This is a genomic window from Flavobacterium lipolyticum (assembly GCF_020905335.1).
Taxonomy (GTDB): Bacteria; Bacteroidota; Bacteroidia; order Flavobacteriales; family Flavobacteriaceae; genus Flavobacterium; species Flavobacterium lipolyticum.
On the sequence record NZ_JAJJMN010000001.1, the window covers coordinates 2044650 to 2060421 of the forward strand.

21 protein-coding genes are annotated in these 15772 nt (G+C 33.6%); 2 read left to right on the forward strand and 19 right to left on the reverse strand.

Features of this window, described 5'->3' with window-relative positions; translation table 11 throughout:
- Positions 1 to 72: 72 nt before the first annotated feature.
- Positions 73 to 1302, forward strand: a complete 1230-nt coding sequence (hflX, locus tag LNQ34_RS09065; RefSeq protein WP_202703791.1) for a GTPase HflX — start codon at positions 73 to 75, stop codon at positions 1300 to 1302.
- A gap of 166 nt (positions 1303 to 1468) precedes the next feature.
- On the opposite strand, the gene LNQ34_RS09070 is transcribed toward hflX, so the two are convergent.
- The 15 genes from LNQ34_RS09070 to LNQ34_RS09135 all read right to left on the reverse strand — a co-directional run bounded on the left by LNQ34_RS09070 (position 1469) and on the right by LNQ34_RS09135 (position 10938).
- Positions 1469 to 1858 (reverse strand): hypothetical protein, encoded by a 390-nt coding sequence (locus LNQ34_RS09070; RefSeq protein WP_229999349.1) that lies wholly within the window; start codon positions 1856 to 1858, stop codon positions 1469 to 1471.
- A gap of 4 nt (positions 1859 to 1862) precedes the next feature.
- Positions 1863 to 2174, reverse strand: a complete 312-nt coding sequence (locus tag LNQ34_RS09075; protein WP_229999350.1) for a transposase — start codon at positions 2172 to 2174, stop codon at positions 1863 to 1865.
- Between the two features lie 101 nt (positions 2175 to 2275).
- Positions 2276 to 2587, reverse strand: a complete 312-nt coding sequence (locus LNQ34_RS09080; protein WP_229999352.1) for a hypothetical protein — start codon at positions 2585 to 2587, stop codon at positions 2276 to 2278.
- A gap of 46 nt (positions 2588 to 2633) precedes the next feature.
- Positions 2634 to 3146 (reverse strand): hypothetical protein, encoded by a 513-nt coding sequence (locus tag LNQ34_RS09085; protein ID WP_229999353.1) that lies wholly within the window; start codon positions 3144 to 3146, stop codon positions 2634 to 2636.
- Between the two features lie 31 nt (positions 3147 to 3177).
- A complete protein-coding gene (locus tag LNQ34_RS09090) occupies positions 3178 to 3852 on the reverse strand; it encodes a hypothetical protein (RefSeq protein ID WP_229999354.1) in 675 nt (224 codons plus the stop codon).
- The gene (locus LNQ34_RS23535; protein WP_346432364.1) at positions 3822 to 4199 is read right to left on the reverse strand and encodes an RHS repeat-associated core domain-containing protein; all 378 of its coding nucleotides are present in this window, start codon (positions 4197 to 4199) and stop codon (positions 3822 to 3824) included. Before LNQ34_RS23535 ends, LNQ34_RS09090 begins: the two co-directional genes overlap by 31 nt.
- Positions 4200 to 4319: 120 nt before the next feature.
- Positions 4320 to 4445, reverse strand: a complete 126-nt coding sequence (locus tag LNQ34_RS23430; RefSeq protein WP_255664282.1) for a hypothetical protein — start codon at positions 4443 to 4445, stop codon at positions 4320 to 4322.
- Positions 4446 to 4948: 503 nt separating this feature from the next.
- Positions 4949 to 5143, reverse strand: coding sequence for a hypothetical protein (locus LNQ34_RS09100; protein ID WP_229999355.1), 195 nt, complete (start codon positions 5141 to 5143; stop codon positions 4949 to 4951).
- A gap of 4 nt (positions 5144 to 5147) precedes the next feature.
- Complete coding sequence (locus LNQ34_RS09105; RefSeq protein ID WP_229999357.1) at positions 5148 to 6317, reverse strand: RHS repeat-associated core domain-containing protein; 1170 nt, start codon at positions 6315 to 6317, stop codon at positions 5148 to 5150.
- Between the two features lie 511 nt (positions 6318 to 6828).
- The gene (locus tag LNQ34_RS09110) at positions 6829 to 7779 is read right to left on the reverse strand and encodes a DUF3078 domain-containing protein (RefSeq protein ID WP_229999358.1); all 951 of its coding nucleotides are present in this window, start codon (positions 7777 to 7779) and stop codon (positions 6829 to 6831) included.
- A gap of 80 nt (positions 7780 to 7859) precedes the next feature.
- Positions 7860 to 8369, reverse strand: a complete 510-nt coding sequence (locus LNQ34_RS09115) for a DUF2480 family protein (RefSeq protein ID WP_202703351.1) — start codon at positions 8367 to 8369, stop codon at positions 7860 to 7862.
- A gap of 69 nt (positions 8370 to 8438) precedes the next feature.
- Positions 8439 to 8762 (reverse strand): SUF system Fe-S cluster assembly protein, encoded by a 324-nt coding sequence (locus LNQ34_RS09120; protein ID WP_017494560.1) that lies wholly within the window; start codon positions 8760 to 8762, stop codon positions 8439 to 8441.
- Positions 8763 to 8861: 99 nt separating this feature from the next.
- Positions 8862 to 9287, reverse strand: a complete 426-nt coding sequence (locus LNQ34_RS09125) for a SufE family protein (protein ID WP_202703350.1) — start codon at positions 9285 to 9287, stop codon at positions 8862 to 8864.
- A 2-nt stretch (positions 9288 to 9289) separates the two neighbouring features.
- Entirely contained in the window at positions 9290 to 9643 is a 354-nt protein-coding gene (locus LNQ34_RS09130) for a hypothetical protein (protein WP_229999360.1), read from the reverse strand.
- Positions 9644 to 9726: 83 nt separating this feature from the next.
- Positions 9727 to 10938, reverse strand: coding sequence for an aminotransferase class V-fold PLP-dependent enzyme (locus tag LNQ34_RS09135; protein ID WP_202703348.1), 1212 nt, complete (start codon positions 10936 to 10938; stop codon positions 9727 to 9729).
- A 219-nt stretch (positions 10939 to 11157) separates the two neighbouring features.
- Here LNQ34_RS09135 and LNQ34_RS09140 point away from each other — a divergent pair, with 219 nt between their 5' ends.
- Positions 11158 to 12507 (forward strand): serine hydrolase domain-containing protein, encoded by a 1350-nt coding sequence (locus LNQ34_RS09140; protein WP_202703347.1) that lies wholly within the window; start codon positions 11158 to 11160, stop codon positions 12505 to 12507.
- A 118-nt stretch (positions 12508 to 12625) separates the two neighbouring features.
- Here the strand turns inward: LNQ34_RS09140 and sufD are convergent, their stop codons facing one another.
- The 4 genes from sufD to LNQ34_RS09160 form a co-directional block, all read right to left on the reverse strand.
- Positions 12626 to 13942: a Fe-S cluster assembly protein SufD gene (sufD, locus tag LNQ34_RS09145; RefSeq protein WP_229999362.1), complete on the reverse strand. Its 1317-nt coding sequence runs from the start codon at positions 13940 to 13942 to the stop codon at positions 12626 to 12628.
- A 107-nt stretch (positions 13943 to 14049) separates the two neighbouring features.
- On the reverse strand, positions 14050 to 14439 hold the full coding sequence (locus LNQ34_RS09150) for a four helix bundle protein (RefSeq protein WP_229999363.1): 390 nt from the start codon (positions 14437 to 14439) through the stop codon (positions 14050 to 14052).
- Between the two features lie 85 nt (positions 14440 to 14524).
- The gene (gene sufC, locus LNQ34_RS09155) at positions 14525 to 15271 is read right to left on the reverse strand and encodes a Fe-S cluster assembly ATPase SufC (protein ID WP_202703344.1); all 747 of its coding nucleotides are present in this window, start codon (positions 15269 to 15271) and stop codon (positions 14525 to 14527) included.
- A gap of 12 nt (positions 15272 to 15283) precedes the next feature.
- Positions 15284 to 15772, reverse strand: coding sequence for a flavodoxin family protein (locus tag LNQ34_RS09160; RefSeq protein ID WP_070906136.1), 489 nt, complete (start codon positions 15770 to 15772; stop codon positions 15284 to 15286).

The window sequence follows — 15772 nt, forward strand, 5'->3', positions numbered from 1 at the left end:
TACAGTTTAAAAAACAAGTTCTATAAGGGTTAGTACCTTACAAATCATTAAATTTGCACCTTATTCAAAGCTATGTTAGAAAAAGAAGTTATAAATTTTGAGCGAACTGCCATTGTAGGTATTATAACTCAAAATCAAAGTGAGGAAAAACTTAACGAATATCTGGACGAATTAGAGTTTTTGACTTTTACCGCAGGTGGTGAAGTGATTAAACGCTTTTCGCAAAAAATGGAACGTCCAAATCCGAAGACTTTTGTAGGGACAGGAAAAATAGATGAAATCAATCTTTTTGTAAAAGAAAACAATATATCGACGTTGATTTTTGATGACGAATTATCACCATCACAACAAAAGAATATTTCCAGAATTATCGATTGTAAAATTTTAGATCGTACGAATTTAATTTTGGATATTTTTGCACAAAGAGCTGAGACCTCTTATGCAAGAACGCAGGTTGAGTTGGCACAATGTCAATATTTACTGCCTAGACTTTCAGGTTTATGGACACACCTTGAGCGTCAAAAAGGGGGTATTGGTATGCGTGGTCCCGGAGAAACGGAGATCGAAACGGACAGACGTATTGTGCGTGACCGAATTTCGCTACTAAAGGATAAAATCAAGACCATCGACAGACAAATGAGCATTCAGCGCAGTAATCGAGGTGCGATGGTTCGTGTGGCATTGGTAGGATATACCAATGTTGGAAAATCGACTCTTATGAATGCGATTGGTAAAAGTGATGTTTTTGTTGAAAATAAATTATTCGCAACTTTAGACACCACTGTTCGAAAAGTAGTGATTAAAAACTTACCGTTCTTATTATCGGATACTGTAGGTTTTATTAGAAAATTGCCAACACAACTGGTAGATTCGTTTAAAAGTACGCTCGATGAGGTGCGTGAAGCCGATTTATTATTGCATGTTGTAGATATTTCACACCCTGATTTTGAAGATCATATCGAATCGGTAAACCAAACTTTGTTAGAGATTAAGAGTAATGACAAACCAACTATTATGGTTTTTAATAAAATTGATGCTTACAAACATTTGACGATTGATGAAGATGATTTAATTACGGAGAGAACAAGAAGACATTATACGCTTGAGGAATGGAAACAGACCTGGATGAGTAATGTGGGACAAGATAAAGCACTGTTTATCTCGGCAACACAAAAACAGAATTTTGAAGAATTCAGAGAAATGGTTTACGAGGCAGTCCGCCAGATTCATATCACAAGATTCCCGTATAATAAGTTTTTGTATCCGGATTATAAAGATGCAGTTGAGAAAGAAGAGGAATAAAGTTCCGGATTTAAATATACAAACCTCCCTTTTGACTTTTTCAAAAGGGAGGTTTTTTTATAAGCTGCTAAACCTGCCAAATCTGTGAGGAATTCTCAGCCACTAATTGTCCTCGTTTTTTTCGCCACAGATTAAGGGATCAAAAAGTCCATAATGAAGAGGTGTTTTATTTTCTTAATTTTACATATAGTAAATTAGAGTATCTGCCTTTATATAAGTCATCTGGATAACTAAAACTAATTATAGTGCCGTTTAATAATCCTTTTACTTTTCTGTCTGAAAAGCTAAATTCAATAATGATCTCATTATCATTTTCAGACTTATTAGATTTCCAAGTTCCAACGGAATTTGTCTTTGTATTATCGTTTTTTAATTCAAAAGTTTTATCTGCATTGATCAATAATAATCGATACTCTTCTGCTTTAACTAATGTATCCCTTGTGACAAATTTATCAATTTCATATTTACCAATGATTTGTTTTTCCTCTATCTTCGAAGAACAACTTAAATAAAGGGTAAAAATTGACAATAAAATAAATTTATATAAATTTTTCATAGTTCTAATTTGTATCTCTTACTTCGGTTAATATATGTCTTGAGTATTTTCCATCCATATTATCTGATTTAACAGCTTCATTTTTATTATACGGAATGTTATTATCAGCATCTCTAAAATAATAATTTCCTTTACGGTCAACCTGTAATCTAAATTTATTTAGTGTTGTATCAGTGCCAACTGATTTATCTGTTGAAGGAGATTGTCCGGAAAAATTATTTTCATTCGCAACTGAATTAACTGAACGGTGTCTATTTAAAACTTCATTTACACACCGAAGTTTAAACTCATAATTGTACTTGATTTTTCTTTCCATAAAAATGCCTGCAAATAGTGTCTAGCTTTTTGGGGGCAGTTCATAGGAATGGCTTTTTATTTTGATTACTTTCACCAGCGGGATGTTCACGCTAGCAGGGGCTAACGTTTTATTGTAGATAACCAAATAGAGTCATTTGATTTTTTGGTATAATTATAAATCAATTCTAAGTCATTCATTTTTTTATTTTTAATTAGAATTGTATTATTTTTTACAATATAATCTTCATTATAATTATTCAGAACTAACTCCATTTTCTTATAAAAATCATTTGGAATTTTATTTGTATTTACAATATATTCTTCGTGTTCTAAATTTACAGGATAAAGATTTACATATTTATTACTCCAATAATAATAAACAGAGAATAAAACTATAGATAACACTACAACCAAAAATATTTTTTTTTTCATTTTCATTTTTTTTCAAAATAATAAGTTTTTTAATTTAGTTGTAATACTATTTAAACTTAATGGTTTTAAAAGATTCAACTAAAATTTCTTGCTCCTCTTTATTTAAATTTTTACCTACAATCGATAATGCATTGTTATTAATTTTACTAAAATAGATTCCTGTTTCACCTAGCTTATATTTTTTAGGAACTTTTATTTTTGCAACTTTTTTGTTGATAGTGTCATAGTAATAATACTCTTTTAAAAAAGTTCCTTGCGCTTGGTCAATTTCTGGAGTATCCGAATAGTGAAGCCCATTAATATTCATTTTTAAAGAATCATATTTTCGAATCTGTTCTTTACTAAATACCTTATTTGTTTCATTAAACTCTTGGGAATATTGTCCCCAATCAAAATATATTGAATCATTGTTTTTGGTTACAATTATATTAACGTTCGAATCGATTCCTTTTGTTTTAATTTTTTTCCAACTTGAAGGAAGAGATATAGAAAAACTATCGAAACCAAACTCTTGAAAATTATCCTTCTGATTACAGCTAAAAAATAAAGATATAATCATACATTTTAATAATATTCGTCTTTTTTTCATTTTACCATGTTATATTATTACTGCTTACAAAACTATTTACCTGAGACTTGATACCGCTTTTATAACTAGTGTTTACACTTGATTGGCGATAAGTACCATTACCCGTTGATTGAGATATTTGACCTGCTCCTCCATTTATTATTTCTCCTCTTTCTTTTTGGCTTGTACTTAATGAACCATTTACACTTGGGGTCATTAAACCACCATTTTTATGAGACAAACCTAAAAGATGTCCAATTTCATGTGTTGCAGCCTCATTAAAAGTCTTATTGGCAATTGTGCCTTTCTCTACTGCACTTACTCTTCCTCCCTTCTCAGCCAAACCAACAGGGTCAGTACCATCCTTCATTTTTGGAATATTATCTGCTAATATCATCACATGGTCATCTTTTCCAACATCTGATAAAGATTTAACAACCTTGTATGTTACTGATACGGTTAAATGATCTGAATTTGTAATGTCAAGAGCTCGATTATCAGTTTGTGCATTTCCAGATAAGGATGATAAAGCTACACTGCCTGAGGATTTATTGAACATTGTTTTAGATAAATCGACACCATCACTATTAACAACAGTTAAAGTCATAGTCATGTTAACATTTCTTTGTTTATAATGTTTATCTCCTTTTGTATTTGAAAGTTTAGTTATAATATCATTAGGGTCGCTGGCTTCCATACCATCTGGGTAATAAAGTACACTGGATTATTAAGCGCATAGGTGTAAGGATTAAATCTCCTACTTTTTTCCGCCAGCGGATCAATATTCATCCATCTTCCTAATACAGGGGCATAATTACGTGCTCCATAGTTATACATGTTAAGTCCCAGCTCGTCTTGAAACTCTATTTCATTGAATTTATATTTATTATTTAAATTGTCAGATCCCGTATAAGTTTCGTTTAGATCAAAATAATCACCTAATTTAGGATCTTCACTATTATTCTGGTTTTCTACATAGATGCTGTCAAATTTATTGGCGTTATTTATATATTGTGCATTATAAAGATCGTTTTTTATAGTGATCTCACCAAGTCTCGTAGTATTGTTTGTGTGTTTTCCAGCAAATTTCCCTAATTACTGTTGACTTTGATATTCAATCGCTTGCACGGATGGTCAGTTCTGTAACTACTCATAACCGGATAATCATAATATTTTTTGATTGCTGGTAGAATCACAATCCTTATATTTTTCGTTAGACTGTTGCTCGCTGATTTCTTCCATGTACTGAACGATATTATCGTATTTGTATCTTTTAACTTTCGGATTCATTTTTAGAAAATGATTGATAGCAAATAAATAGCTTTTTACTGTTTGTCCACTATAGTCCTGAATTTACTCAATAAATACTAACGAATCTCGAAAAGTGTAGCTTTTTGGCACTTTTTTTTAAAATATTTTTTTACTGGGTCAATATGTGTTCCAAAATGAGACACTGTTCCGGGAAATTTCAAAAACTGTAGAATTTTCGTTTGCATTATCGATGATATTCGTTGGAAATATTATATATTTTATACTACAGGCGGATAACTTGACTTACAAAATCAAGGAATTTAGTATTGAAATAGCCGATACAGGGAGGGAGGATATTCTGAATACTATTTCTCAAGTCTCTTGAGATTCCCTAGCAAATACCAGGATAACTTGAATTCTATTTTAACAGTTTGGTGCACTTTAAAGCGCTATAAAAGCAAACGCCACTCCGATTTGAAGTGGCTTTTGTTATTTTGATTACGTTTACGAATGAGACACTCGCACCAATTTAGGGATATATTTTAATATTTGAGTATTAAATATCCAATTATACCAATTACTAACAATGTTATTAGATATCCTGTCCAAACATTTCTAAGCTCATATTTTTCAGTAAATTGCTCATTCATATTTCCTTTAAATCCTTTAATAGCCCAAAAGAAAAATCCTCCAATCCAAATGGAAGTTAGTTTCGCTGCGAACGGTTCTCTTGCCATATTCTTATTTTTTATTTAATGTTGTTCCTACTTGTTTTAATGTTTTCGAATAAATGACATATCCTGCATTATTAAAATCTCGATCTTCCAGTTTGCTTCTTTTTGACTTTGTCATCGCTGACGAGTAACTAGTGGCAGTTCCTCTTACATAATCAATTAATGCCTCGCCTAACCTTCCAAAGCCTCCAGTCGTACCATCACCAGCTCCAGGTATATCTTTTGTTGTTTCTCTAAAATTTTGCAAATCACTTTTTAGTGGAACTACTAAATCTTTCATGCCATCAACGCTACCCTCAAATGCTTTTGCTAAAGGACCAGTTAAGCTTTTATCCGATGTTTTTTTTGTTTTAGAATCGGTGACTTTTCCCGTATCTAAAATATTTGAAGGATTTCTCTCGGTCGTTGTTTTGGTTGTGTAAATAGAATTTGACTTACTTACTATTTCTCCTTTTGAATTAACAACAGTTGTGAAATTAGCACTTGTAGTTGTGGTATTTGTCACTTCTGTTGTACCTCCAAATTCATTGACCATACTTGAAGAATTTGAATTACTTACTGTAACATTTTCTTTTATCGCATAGTTTCCTGTCTTTTTATCATAATTAACAGATTGAAGTAAATATGTTGGGTCTCCACTTCCTTCAGCTGACATTCCATTGGTGTCAATAAAATATACTGGATTGTTATTAGTGTAAACATACGGACTAAATCGTCTGGATGTCTCAGTCAATGGATCAATGTTCATCCATCGACCAAGTGCAGGGGCATAATTACGTGCGCCATAGTCATATATGTTAAGTCCCAGCTCGTCTTGAAGCTCCATTCCATTGAATTTATATTTATTATTTAAATTGTCAGATCCCGTATAAGTTTCGTTTAGATCAAAATAATCACCTAATTTAGGATCTTCACTATTATTCTGGTTTTCTACATAGATGCTGTCAAATTTATTGGTGTTATTTATATATTGTGCATCATAAAGATCGTTTTTTATAGTGATCTGACCAAGTCTGGTAGTTTTGTTTGTGTATTTTGAAGCAAATTTCTCAATTTTAGCAGTATTTTTATCGTCTTCAATCTGCTGACGCCAGATGTTAAGAAAAGAATGTCTAAAGCGTGCCATTTCACCAGGACTGGTATCTTTTAGTACAATTTTGTGGTTTTTAATAGTCATAATATTTTTTGTGTTAATGAATGGTACTTGATCACTATGGTTTTGTAATTTGTAGCTAGTCAATTTTGCATATGGACAATTTCTTGTAAATTTAATAACCACATTTTTTAAGGATAACTAGTTTTTAAAGGGGGATAAAAGTACTCTGAATTAACTTCTTTAAAAAAAGAATAGACTTTAAAAGTCAGTAGATTCAGTTGATGTGTTCTGTGTTGATTATGAGTTCAGTAGTCTGAGGAAAATTACATTATTTTCATACTATATGGTATTATACTCTACTATGTAGAACTAATCCATAAGTATAATTTGGTGTAATATTTATGTGTTTTAGGTGCTCGATAAAACTCAAAAAAAACACCCACTATTTCAATAAATAAAAAGGGGGTGTATAAGAAAAATAGAAATTTTAGCTTCTATCGTTTTTTAGGTTTTAGATCTTCTTATAATTAACGTATTATGAAGATATAGGAGAGGGTTTATTGTTTGTAGAATTTATTTTGTATTGTGATTTTTAAAACCCAAAATTAATGCCTACACCAAATACTTGTCTGGTTTGGAATCCACTGAAAGCATTATCATCATAGATGGCCTGGAAGGATAAGTTTGCCGATAGAAATTTGTTAACTTTCATGATGACATTCAATGAGTAGTTGATATCTACATTTTGCGGATCTTTTAAATAGTTAGAATACAAATTCAGGGTATTCTCAGCAGTTACGTTGGTCATAATAGCCAGTTTGTAATAAACCGAAGCATAAAATCCGAGTTCGTATAACATGCTTTTATTAGCATCTACTCCAAAGTAGGCCCCGTCTACATAAGGAAGCCCGGTTGCCTGATCAATTCCCGAAGTATAAGCGCGGTCTACAAAAGTGAATTTTGAAGTTAGGGGAGCAAAGTTTATTTTTAGATTCTCCGTTTTAGACCAGTAAATACCAGGTCCTGTAGTTAGATACCCCGGAGACATAAACTTGGTGTTTTCAGTTCGGATTTCCTTCCCGTTTACATCCTTCCCATACAGATAACCGGTTGTAAATTGGGTTCTGAAATTTAAAAAGAAAGAATAATACCAATCTCCAAAAGCTTTCTTTCCTGCAATTGAATTAAATTCTAAACGGTCATCAGTCTTTTTTTCGAAATCGGCATTTTTAGTTTGCAAAAGACCATACGAAGCCAGAATCTTGTTGTCCCAGGTGAGATCGTCTTTTTTATAGTTAAAGTCATAATTGATTCCTAAAGTTCCGGAGAAGCTGTCTTCACCTCCGGCAACCCAATTGTTAAAGCTGGATTGATTTAGTAAAAGAGACACAGTACCTTTTGCCTTCCATCCTTCATCTTCGATAGTATCATTTATTTTTTTTACTGCTTTTTCAGTATTCTGGATTAGTTCTTTTTCTGAATTTTGCGCATGAACAAAAGTAAAGTTTGCTAAAACAAGGAGTAATAATGCTAGCTTTTTCATGATATCTGGTTTAAATGTGTAAGAACAAATATACTAAATAATCGTTAAAAAGCCTTATGGGATGCAGCTGGTAAGGAGTGTTATTTCTTTGGTTCTTTGTATAATGGTACCGCCGAACAGGCCTCACCATACATGATACTTCTTGCAAAAGGCTGCAGATAGGTTGCTGCTAAAATGTAGGCACGGGTAGGTACAGGTTTGCGGGAACAGCCTTTCACGATAACAGGTTTGCCTTTATAGGGAGTGTAATCAAGTTTGCTTAATATTTCTTCGTATAAGCTTGCTTCCAAATCTTCTATAGTTCCGTTCACCACTTTTTTAGCGTATGGTGCTAAATGTACTGCAACCAGAATAGAAGACCAGGCAGGAACAATTGCATCTGTACTGCAATTTATTGCTACATATTGATCTTGATATTGCGACCAGTCGTGATTTTTTAAATGCTCTCTAAAGTCTTTTTCTTTTAATAAAAAACCTTCTAAAAGCCATTGTGATATATCGATTTGCACACGTGCTCCTTTTGGGTAATAATCTTCAAGATCAAATACCTCCAAGGCACTATTGGCAACTTTATTGATGATTTCTTCCATAAGAAAATTTTGGTTTCAGGTTTCAAGTTTCAAGTTGAGTAACGTGAAACTTGAAACTTGAAACAAATATTAAAGCATTCCTAATTCTAATTTTGCTTCTTCGCTCATTAAGTCTTTGCTCCATGGCGGATCGAAAGTAATTTCAACATCAACATCTTTTATGTTTTCAATTGTTTTTACTTTTTCTTCTACTTCTCTTGGCAAACTTTCTGCTACCGGACAGTTTGGAGAAGTTAAAGTCATTAGGATTTTTACTTCGTAATCGGTGTTGACCATTACATCGTAAATCAATCCCAACTCGTATATGTCTACAGGAATTTCCGGATCGTAAATGCCTTTTAAAACTTTTACGATAGATTCTCCTAATTCATTTGTGTCTATTTCTTGTTCCATTGTTTTTGTTTTTTCAACACTAAGTGTTTTTATTTTTTACCAGTAAAATATTAAGCTTAATGCTTTATGAAACTTAATCTCTTTAGGGTTTATTTTTTTTTAATTTTTATTTTTTGCATCAAAAGCCAATGCGTACATTTTGATGTTTTTAATCATCGAGACCAAACCATTCGCCCGTGTTGCAGATAAATGTTCTTTTAGACCAATTTCGTCAATAAAATCAACATCGGCGCTTAAAATATCGGATGCTTTTTGATTGGAGAATGTACGAATTAAAATCGCGATAATTCCTTTAGTTAAAATAGCATCACTATCGGCCGTAAAGACAATGTGGTCTTCTTTCTGTTCTCCTTGCAGCCAAACTTTAGACTGACAGCCTTTGATTAAATTGTCGTCGGTTTTATATTCTTCTTTGATTAAGGGAAGACTTTTTCCTAATTCGATGATGTACTCGTAACGTTGCATCCAGTCATCAAACATCGAAAATTCGTCTATTATTTCGTTTTGTATCTCTTTTATTGTCATAATTATTCTTTCGTAAAATCCAGCAGCAAATTTACCAATTTTTCTATCTCTTTTGGCGGATATCCATTGTCGAAACCTTGAGTTTCATATATTTTCTGACTCTGAGTGACTTTTAAGTTTCCCAAAGCAGCGCCATCATGAAAGCGTTTTTGTGTTGGACCTTTTAATTCCGGAATAGTTTTGAGATTGATTTTTGAAAATTCAGTTACAATCTGCTTCCATTTTAGATCCTCTATTTTGCTCTCCACCGGCTGAGCATTACGGCCATTGGTTACTGAAACCGTTTTATTCTGCACCACGATTACTTTGTAAGTGCCTCGGGAAACTGCAGAGTATTCAATTTCAGTAGCTTTCATGTTGGCTTTTTTTTGGCTGGAACAGCTTGTTCCAATAAAAAAAGTTAAGAGTAACAAAGATAATATCCTCATAAAAGATTTTTTTAGCTTAACATAGCTTTCGCTTTTTTAATGGCCTCCACCATTATGTCAATTTCTTCTTTGGTATTGTAAAAAGAAAATGAAGCACGGATCGTTCCCGGAATGCAGAAAAAATTCATGATTGGCTGCGCGCAATGATGTCCGGTTCTCACAGCGATCCCCAATTTATCTATAATGGAACCGATATCGTACGGATGGATTCCATCAATATTAAACGAAACTACAGAGGCTTTATTTCCGGTTCCGTAAATTTTCAATCCTTCGATTTCTAATAAACGTTTGGTTGCGTGCTGTAATAAATGTGTTTCATGCTGATGAATGTTATGAAAACCAATGTGGTTCAAATAATCAACAGCCGTTCCCAAAACAATTCCGCCGGCAATATTTGGAGTTCCTGCTTCAAATTTATGAGGTAAATCGGCATAAGTCGTTTTCTCGAAAGTAACTTCTTTGATCATTTCACCGCCACCTTGGTAGGGAGGTAATTTATTCAGCCATTCTTCTTTTCCATAAAGAATTCCGGTTCCCGTTGGTCCGCACATTTTATGTCCTGAAAAAGCATAAAAATCACAATCTAAATCCTGAACATCAGGTTTTAAATGTGGAACAGCCTGTGCACCATCGATCAAAACAGCGGCACCCACAGCATGAGCTTTTTCGATCATGTATTTGATCGGATTGATAATTCCCAATGCGTTCGAGATATGGTTTACCGTTACCACTTTTGTCTTTTCTGACAATAAGGCATCGTAAGCTTCTATTATTAGTTCTCCTTCTTCATTCATTGGAATAACTTTAAGAGTTGCTCCTGTTTTCTCACATAACATTTGCCAAGGCACGATGTTACTGTGATGCTCTAATGAAGAAACAATAACTTCGTCTCCGGGTTTTAAAATAGAAGCAAAACCGTTGGTTACTAAGTTAATTCCGTGAGTCGTTCCGGAAGTAAAAAGTACTTCGTGCGAGAATTTCGCATTGATATGATGTTGGATTTTTACTCTTGAAATTTCGTAAGCATCAGTTGCCAATTGGCTTAAAGTATGGACGCCACGATGAATGTTGGCATTTATTTCCTGATAATATTTTGCGATTGCATCAATCACAACTTGTGGTTTTTGTGAAGTTGCGCCGTTGTCGAAATATACTAAAGGTTTTCCGTTCACTTTTTCTGAAAGTATCGGAAAATCAGCTCTTATTTTTTGGATGTCTAACATGTCTTATTTAGAAAAATTCTATCTACAAAAGTACTAAAACAAAATTGGTTTATCCATTAAAACTATAATTTCCTTTTATGATGCTATCAATTGAGCGTTTGCCTACAGATTCTTTAAAAATAGATTCCTTTTTTTATATTTCATGAATTTTATTTCTGGAATAAGTTGTATAATCTTGATTGTAAAATATTTATATTGCATTAAAAATACCACAACCAGATGAAAAGAATTCTTAAATTACTTGTACTTGTTTTAGTTCTTGCCTTTTTGTATTTTGGGTTTACTACTTATCCCAAGCTGGATTTGATTTCAGGCTTCTCGGCCAAGAGTGTTGCATCAGGTCATTTTATTGACAATCGTTCGAAGGAATTAATCGAAAAAACGGATAATGATATCCACATGATTGATTTAGCCGAGAATACTATTGATGATGCCGGTAAGTTTGCTGTTTCTACAGTTTATGGACTGAAAGAAAGAAAAGCAATTTACAGAGAAGGACTGGGGGCTACTTTGATTGACGATGATTATGATATTTCGAAGCCGTACCTGCTTCCAAAAAGAACAAAATTGGTTAACAATCTTTCTTTTCCTTATGGGAATAAAGAACCAAAGGATACCACTTTTTCAAATATTGACTATGCCAAACTGAAAAAGGCCGTGGACGGTTCGTTTGATGGAAAAGGCCAAAAGAATAAACGTTCGCGTGCCGTGGTAGTGGTGTATAAAGATAAATTGATTGCTGAAAAATACGATACTGGTTTTAATAAAGACAGTAAAATTTTAGGATGGTCGATGACTAAAAGTATCACCAGTTCGGCTTTTGGCGTTTTAGTGCAACAACGAAAAATGGACATTTATAAGCCTGCTCCAATTGCAGAATGGAGAAATGACGATCGTAAAAATATTACCGTTAATGATTTGCTTCATATGAACTCAGGTTTAGAATGGGAGGAAGACTATACCAAAATTTGTGATGCGACTGAAATGCTTTTTCAGGCAGAAGATATGGGGAAAGTACAAATGGATAAACCCGCTAAATTTAAACCTAATACACATTGGTATTACTCTTCGGGAACTACTAATTTATTATCGCGAATTTTAAGAAGTCAGTTTAAAACACAACAGGAATATCTCGATTTCTGGTACAGTGCTGTAATCGATAAAATTGGGATGAACTCGATGATTGTGGAGCAGGATATGTCGGGAATATTTGTCGGATCTTCTTATGCATGGGCAACAGCGAGAGACTGGTCAAAATTCGGACTACTGTATTTGCATAAGGGAAACTGGAACGGAGAGCAGGTCTTAGACGAGAGTTGGGTAAAGTATACGGCAACACCAACGAATACTTCAAATGGAGGTTATGGAGCTCAGTTTTGGTTAAATGCCGGAGGGAAGTTTCCCGATGCACCTCGTGATATGTTTTATTGTAATGGCTATCAGGGACAAATGGTAGCGATTATTCCGTCTCTGGATATGGTAATTGTTAGGATGGGAGTGAATGAAGGAGAACATTATTTTGATTTTAATGAATTTTTGAAGGAGGTTATTTCTTCAGTAAAAAAATAAATTTAACCGCAATGACGCCAAGTAAAAAGCGCAAAGTTCGCAAAGTTTAAAACTAAACCCTGCGAACTTTGCGTAACTCTTTGCTCCCGATAGCTATCGGGATTGCGGTTAAATTATTTTACAAATCAAATCCTAAATTAACGCCTAATTTCATAGCGATGATTTTAGTAATTCGTTGTTTTAATTCCGGTATTTTAATGCTTTCGATTACAGCATTTGAGAAGGCGTACATCAATAAAGCTTTAGCTTCTTTTTTCGGGATTCCGCGGGATTGCATGTAGAACATTGCTGTTTCGTCTAATTGTCCAACCGTACAACCGTGAGAGCATTTTACGTCATCGGCAAAAATTTCCAATTGCGGCTTGGCATTGATCGTAGCTTTGTCACTCAATAAAATGTTGTTGCTTTTTTGAAAAGCATTTGTTTTTTGAGCTTCTTTCTCTACTAAAACTTTTCCGTTGAAAACTCCTGTTGAACGATCAGAGAAAATTCCTTTATAATCCTGGAAACTTTCGCAATTTGGCGTTGCGTGATTCACTAAGGTATAATGATCAACGTGCTGTTTGTCGTTTAGGATCGAGATTCCGTTAAGTGTACTTGTCAGTCTTTCACCAAAATGATAAAAGTTTAAGTTGTTACGCGTTAGGTTTCCTCCAAACGAAAAGGTATGAACATAAGCATGACTTTCCTGTTGTTGAGAAACGTAAGTGTTGTCTACTAAATTCGCTTCGCTATTATCGTTCTGAATTTTATAATAATCAACAATGGCACGTTTTTGAGCGAAAATCTCTGTAACCGAATTGGTGAGAACGGGATTCTCATTCAAACTCTGGTGACGCTCGATAATCTGAACATGAGAGTTTTCACCAACAATAATCAGATTTCTGGGCTGAACCATTAATGCAGCTTCATTACCTGTAGAGAAATACATAATTTCAATAGGTTTGTCGGCTACTTTCTTTTTTGGGATATTGATGAAGGCTCCTTCACTTGCAAAGGCCGTATTCAACGAAGTCAAACTATCGTCTTTACTTGCAATCTGATTGAAGTAGGTATCAATGATCATTTTATATTTTGGTTTGGTCAATGCCGAAGACATTAAGCAAACATCGATTCCGTCATGTGTAGTTGAAGACAAATGCGAGCTAAAAACACCATCGATGAACACTAATTTATAAGTGTCGATTTCATGTAAAAAATATTTCTTTACCTGATTGAATTCGATGGCACTTTCCTGCTTAGGAAAAACCGTAAAGTCATTTTTTAAGATGGCGTTTAACGATGTGTATTTCCAAGCTTCTTCCTTTTTGGTTGGGAAACCTTTATTTTCAAAGTTTTTTAGTGCTTTGGTGCGAATGTCATGCAAATCTGAATGTACATCGACACGCTCTTCAAAAGCCATAAAAGACGATACTAATTTTTCTTTTAAATCCATTTTTCTTTTGTTTCCTTTGGAGTTTCAGGTTTCAAGTTTCAGGTTGTTTGCCGGAACTTAAATTCCTTTGAATCCTTTTGTTTCAGGTTTAAAGTTTCACGTTTAATCTACTGAAACTTATTTCCTTTGAAATCTTTTTTATTTAGATAAGAGATAAAGTTTTTTATTTTACCGCTTAAATTTTCATAATCTGTTTTTAAAGCCTCAAATTTTTGTTCTGAAATGTATTCAAAATCAAAAATTCTGTATAATTGTGATCTTGTTTCTCCGGCTGAACCTTTTGCGATGGATAAGAATTGTCTAAATTCTAAATTTCCATCCCTTTCGAAACCCTCAGCAATGTTATCCATCACTGAAGCAGAAGAGCTTTTTATTTGATTTTTGAATCTAAAATCTGATTTTAACTCTGTATGAACTGCAATAAGATGAATTTCTTTTGCTAATCGTCGAGCTTCTTTCCAGATTTCTAAATCTTCAAATCGAGATATTGTCGCCATAATTTCTGTTTAAATAATTTAAGTTTAAACTTACAAAACATAAGTCAACTTGAAACTAAAAAAACATGAAACTTGAAACTAAAAATTAATTCTCTGCTTTAATCCAGTCGTATCCTTTTTCTTCCAATTCGTAGGCTAGTTCTTTTCCACCAGATTTTACGATTCTTCCGTTGTAAAGAACGTGAACGAAATCCGGAACGATATAATCTAATAAACGTTGGTAGTGTGTGATTACGATGATGGCGTTTTTGTCGCTTTTCAATTTGTTAACACCATTGGCAACAATTCTAAGGGCGTCGATATCAAGGCCAGAATCTGTTTCGTCAAGGATGGCTAATTTTGGCTCTAACATTGCCATTTGAAAAATCTCATTTCTTTTTTTCTCTCCTCCGGAAAATCCTTCATTAAGAGAACGTGATAGAAATTTACGGTCGATTTCTAACAACTCCGATTTATCACGAATCACTTTCAGCATTTCGTTTGCAGGCATTTCTTCCTGACCATTTGCTTTACGAGTTTCGTTGATGGCAGTTTTCATGAAGTTAGTTACGCTAACTCCCGGAATTTCTACAGGATATTGAAAAGAAAGGAAAACTCCTTTGTGTGCTCTTTCTTCAGGAGCAAGATCAGCAAGATCTTCTCCGTCAAGGAAAACTTCTCCGTCAGTAACTTCATAGTTTTCGTTTCCGGCAATTACAGCCGAAAGTGTACTTTTTCCTGAACCGTTTGGTCCCATGATAGCGTGTACTTCGCCAGCTTTTACTTCTATATTAATTCCTTTAAGGATTTCTTTATCACCAATTGAGGCGTGAAGGTTTTTTATTGATAACATTGTCTTTTTATTTTATATAAATGTCAATTCTATTTTTGTTGTTTCGTTTAGGATGTTGGCATTAAAATGCGCGTGTCCTAAATATTCCATGCCTAGATAATCGGCTGATTTTTTGAACGGAATGTAAAAACTCTCTTCAATTTCATTATCGTGTGAATTGGAGATCACACCAATTTTCTTCCCTCTGAGTTTTCTTCCGGTTTCTTTTTCAATTCGGATTAAATCCGAAAAGCGGTCAAAGAATACCTTCATGATTCCACTCATATTGTACCAATATATAGGCGTTGCAAAAATTAAAGTGTCATACTTCTCGATGATACCTTTTATTAAAGGAAAAAAATCATCTTCTCTGTTTTTACTTTCGTAATCATAATAAGAAATATTATAATCACTCAGATTAATTACTTCTATTCCGGTTTCTTTAGAAATTTCATCCGCGATTCTGGTTGTATTTCCGTTTTTTCTAGAGGAACCTAAAATGATTACTTTTTTATCTTCCAT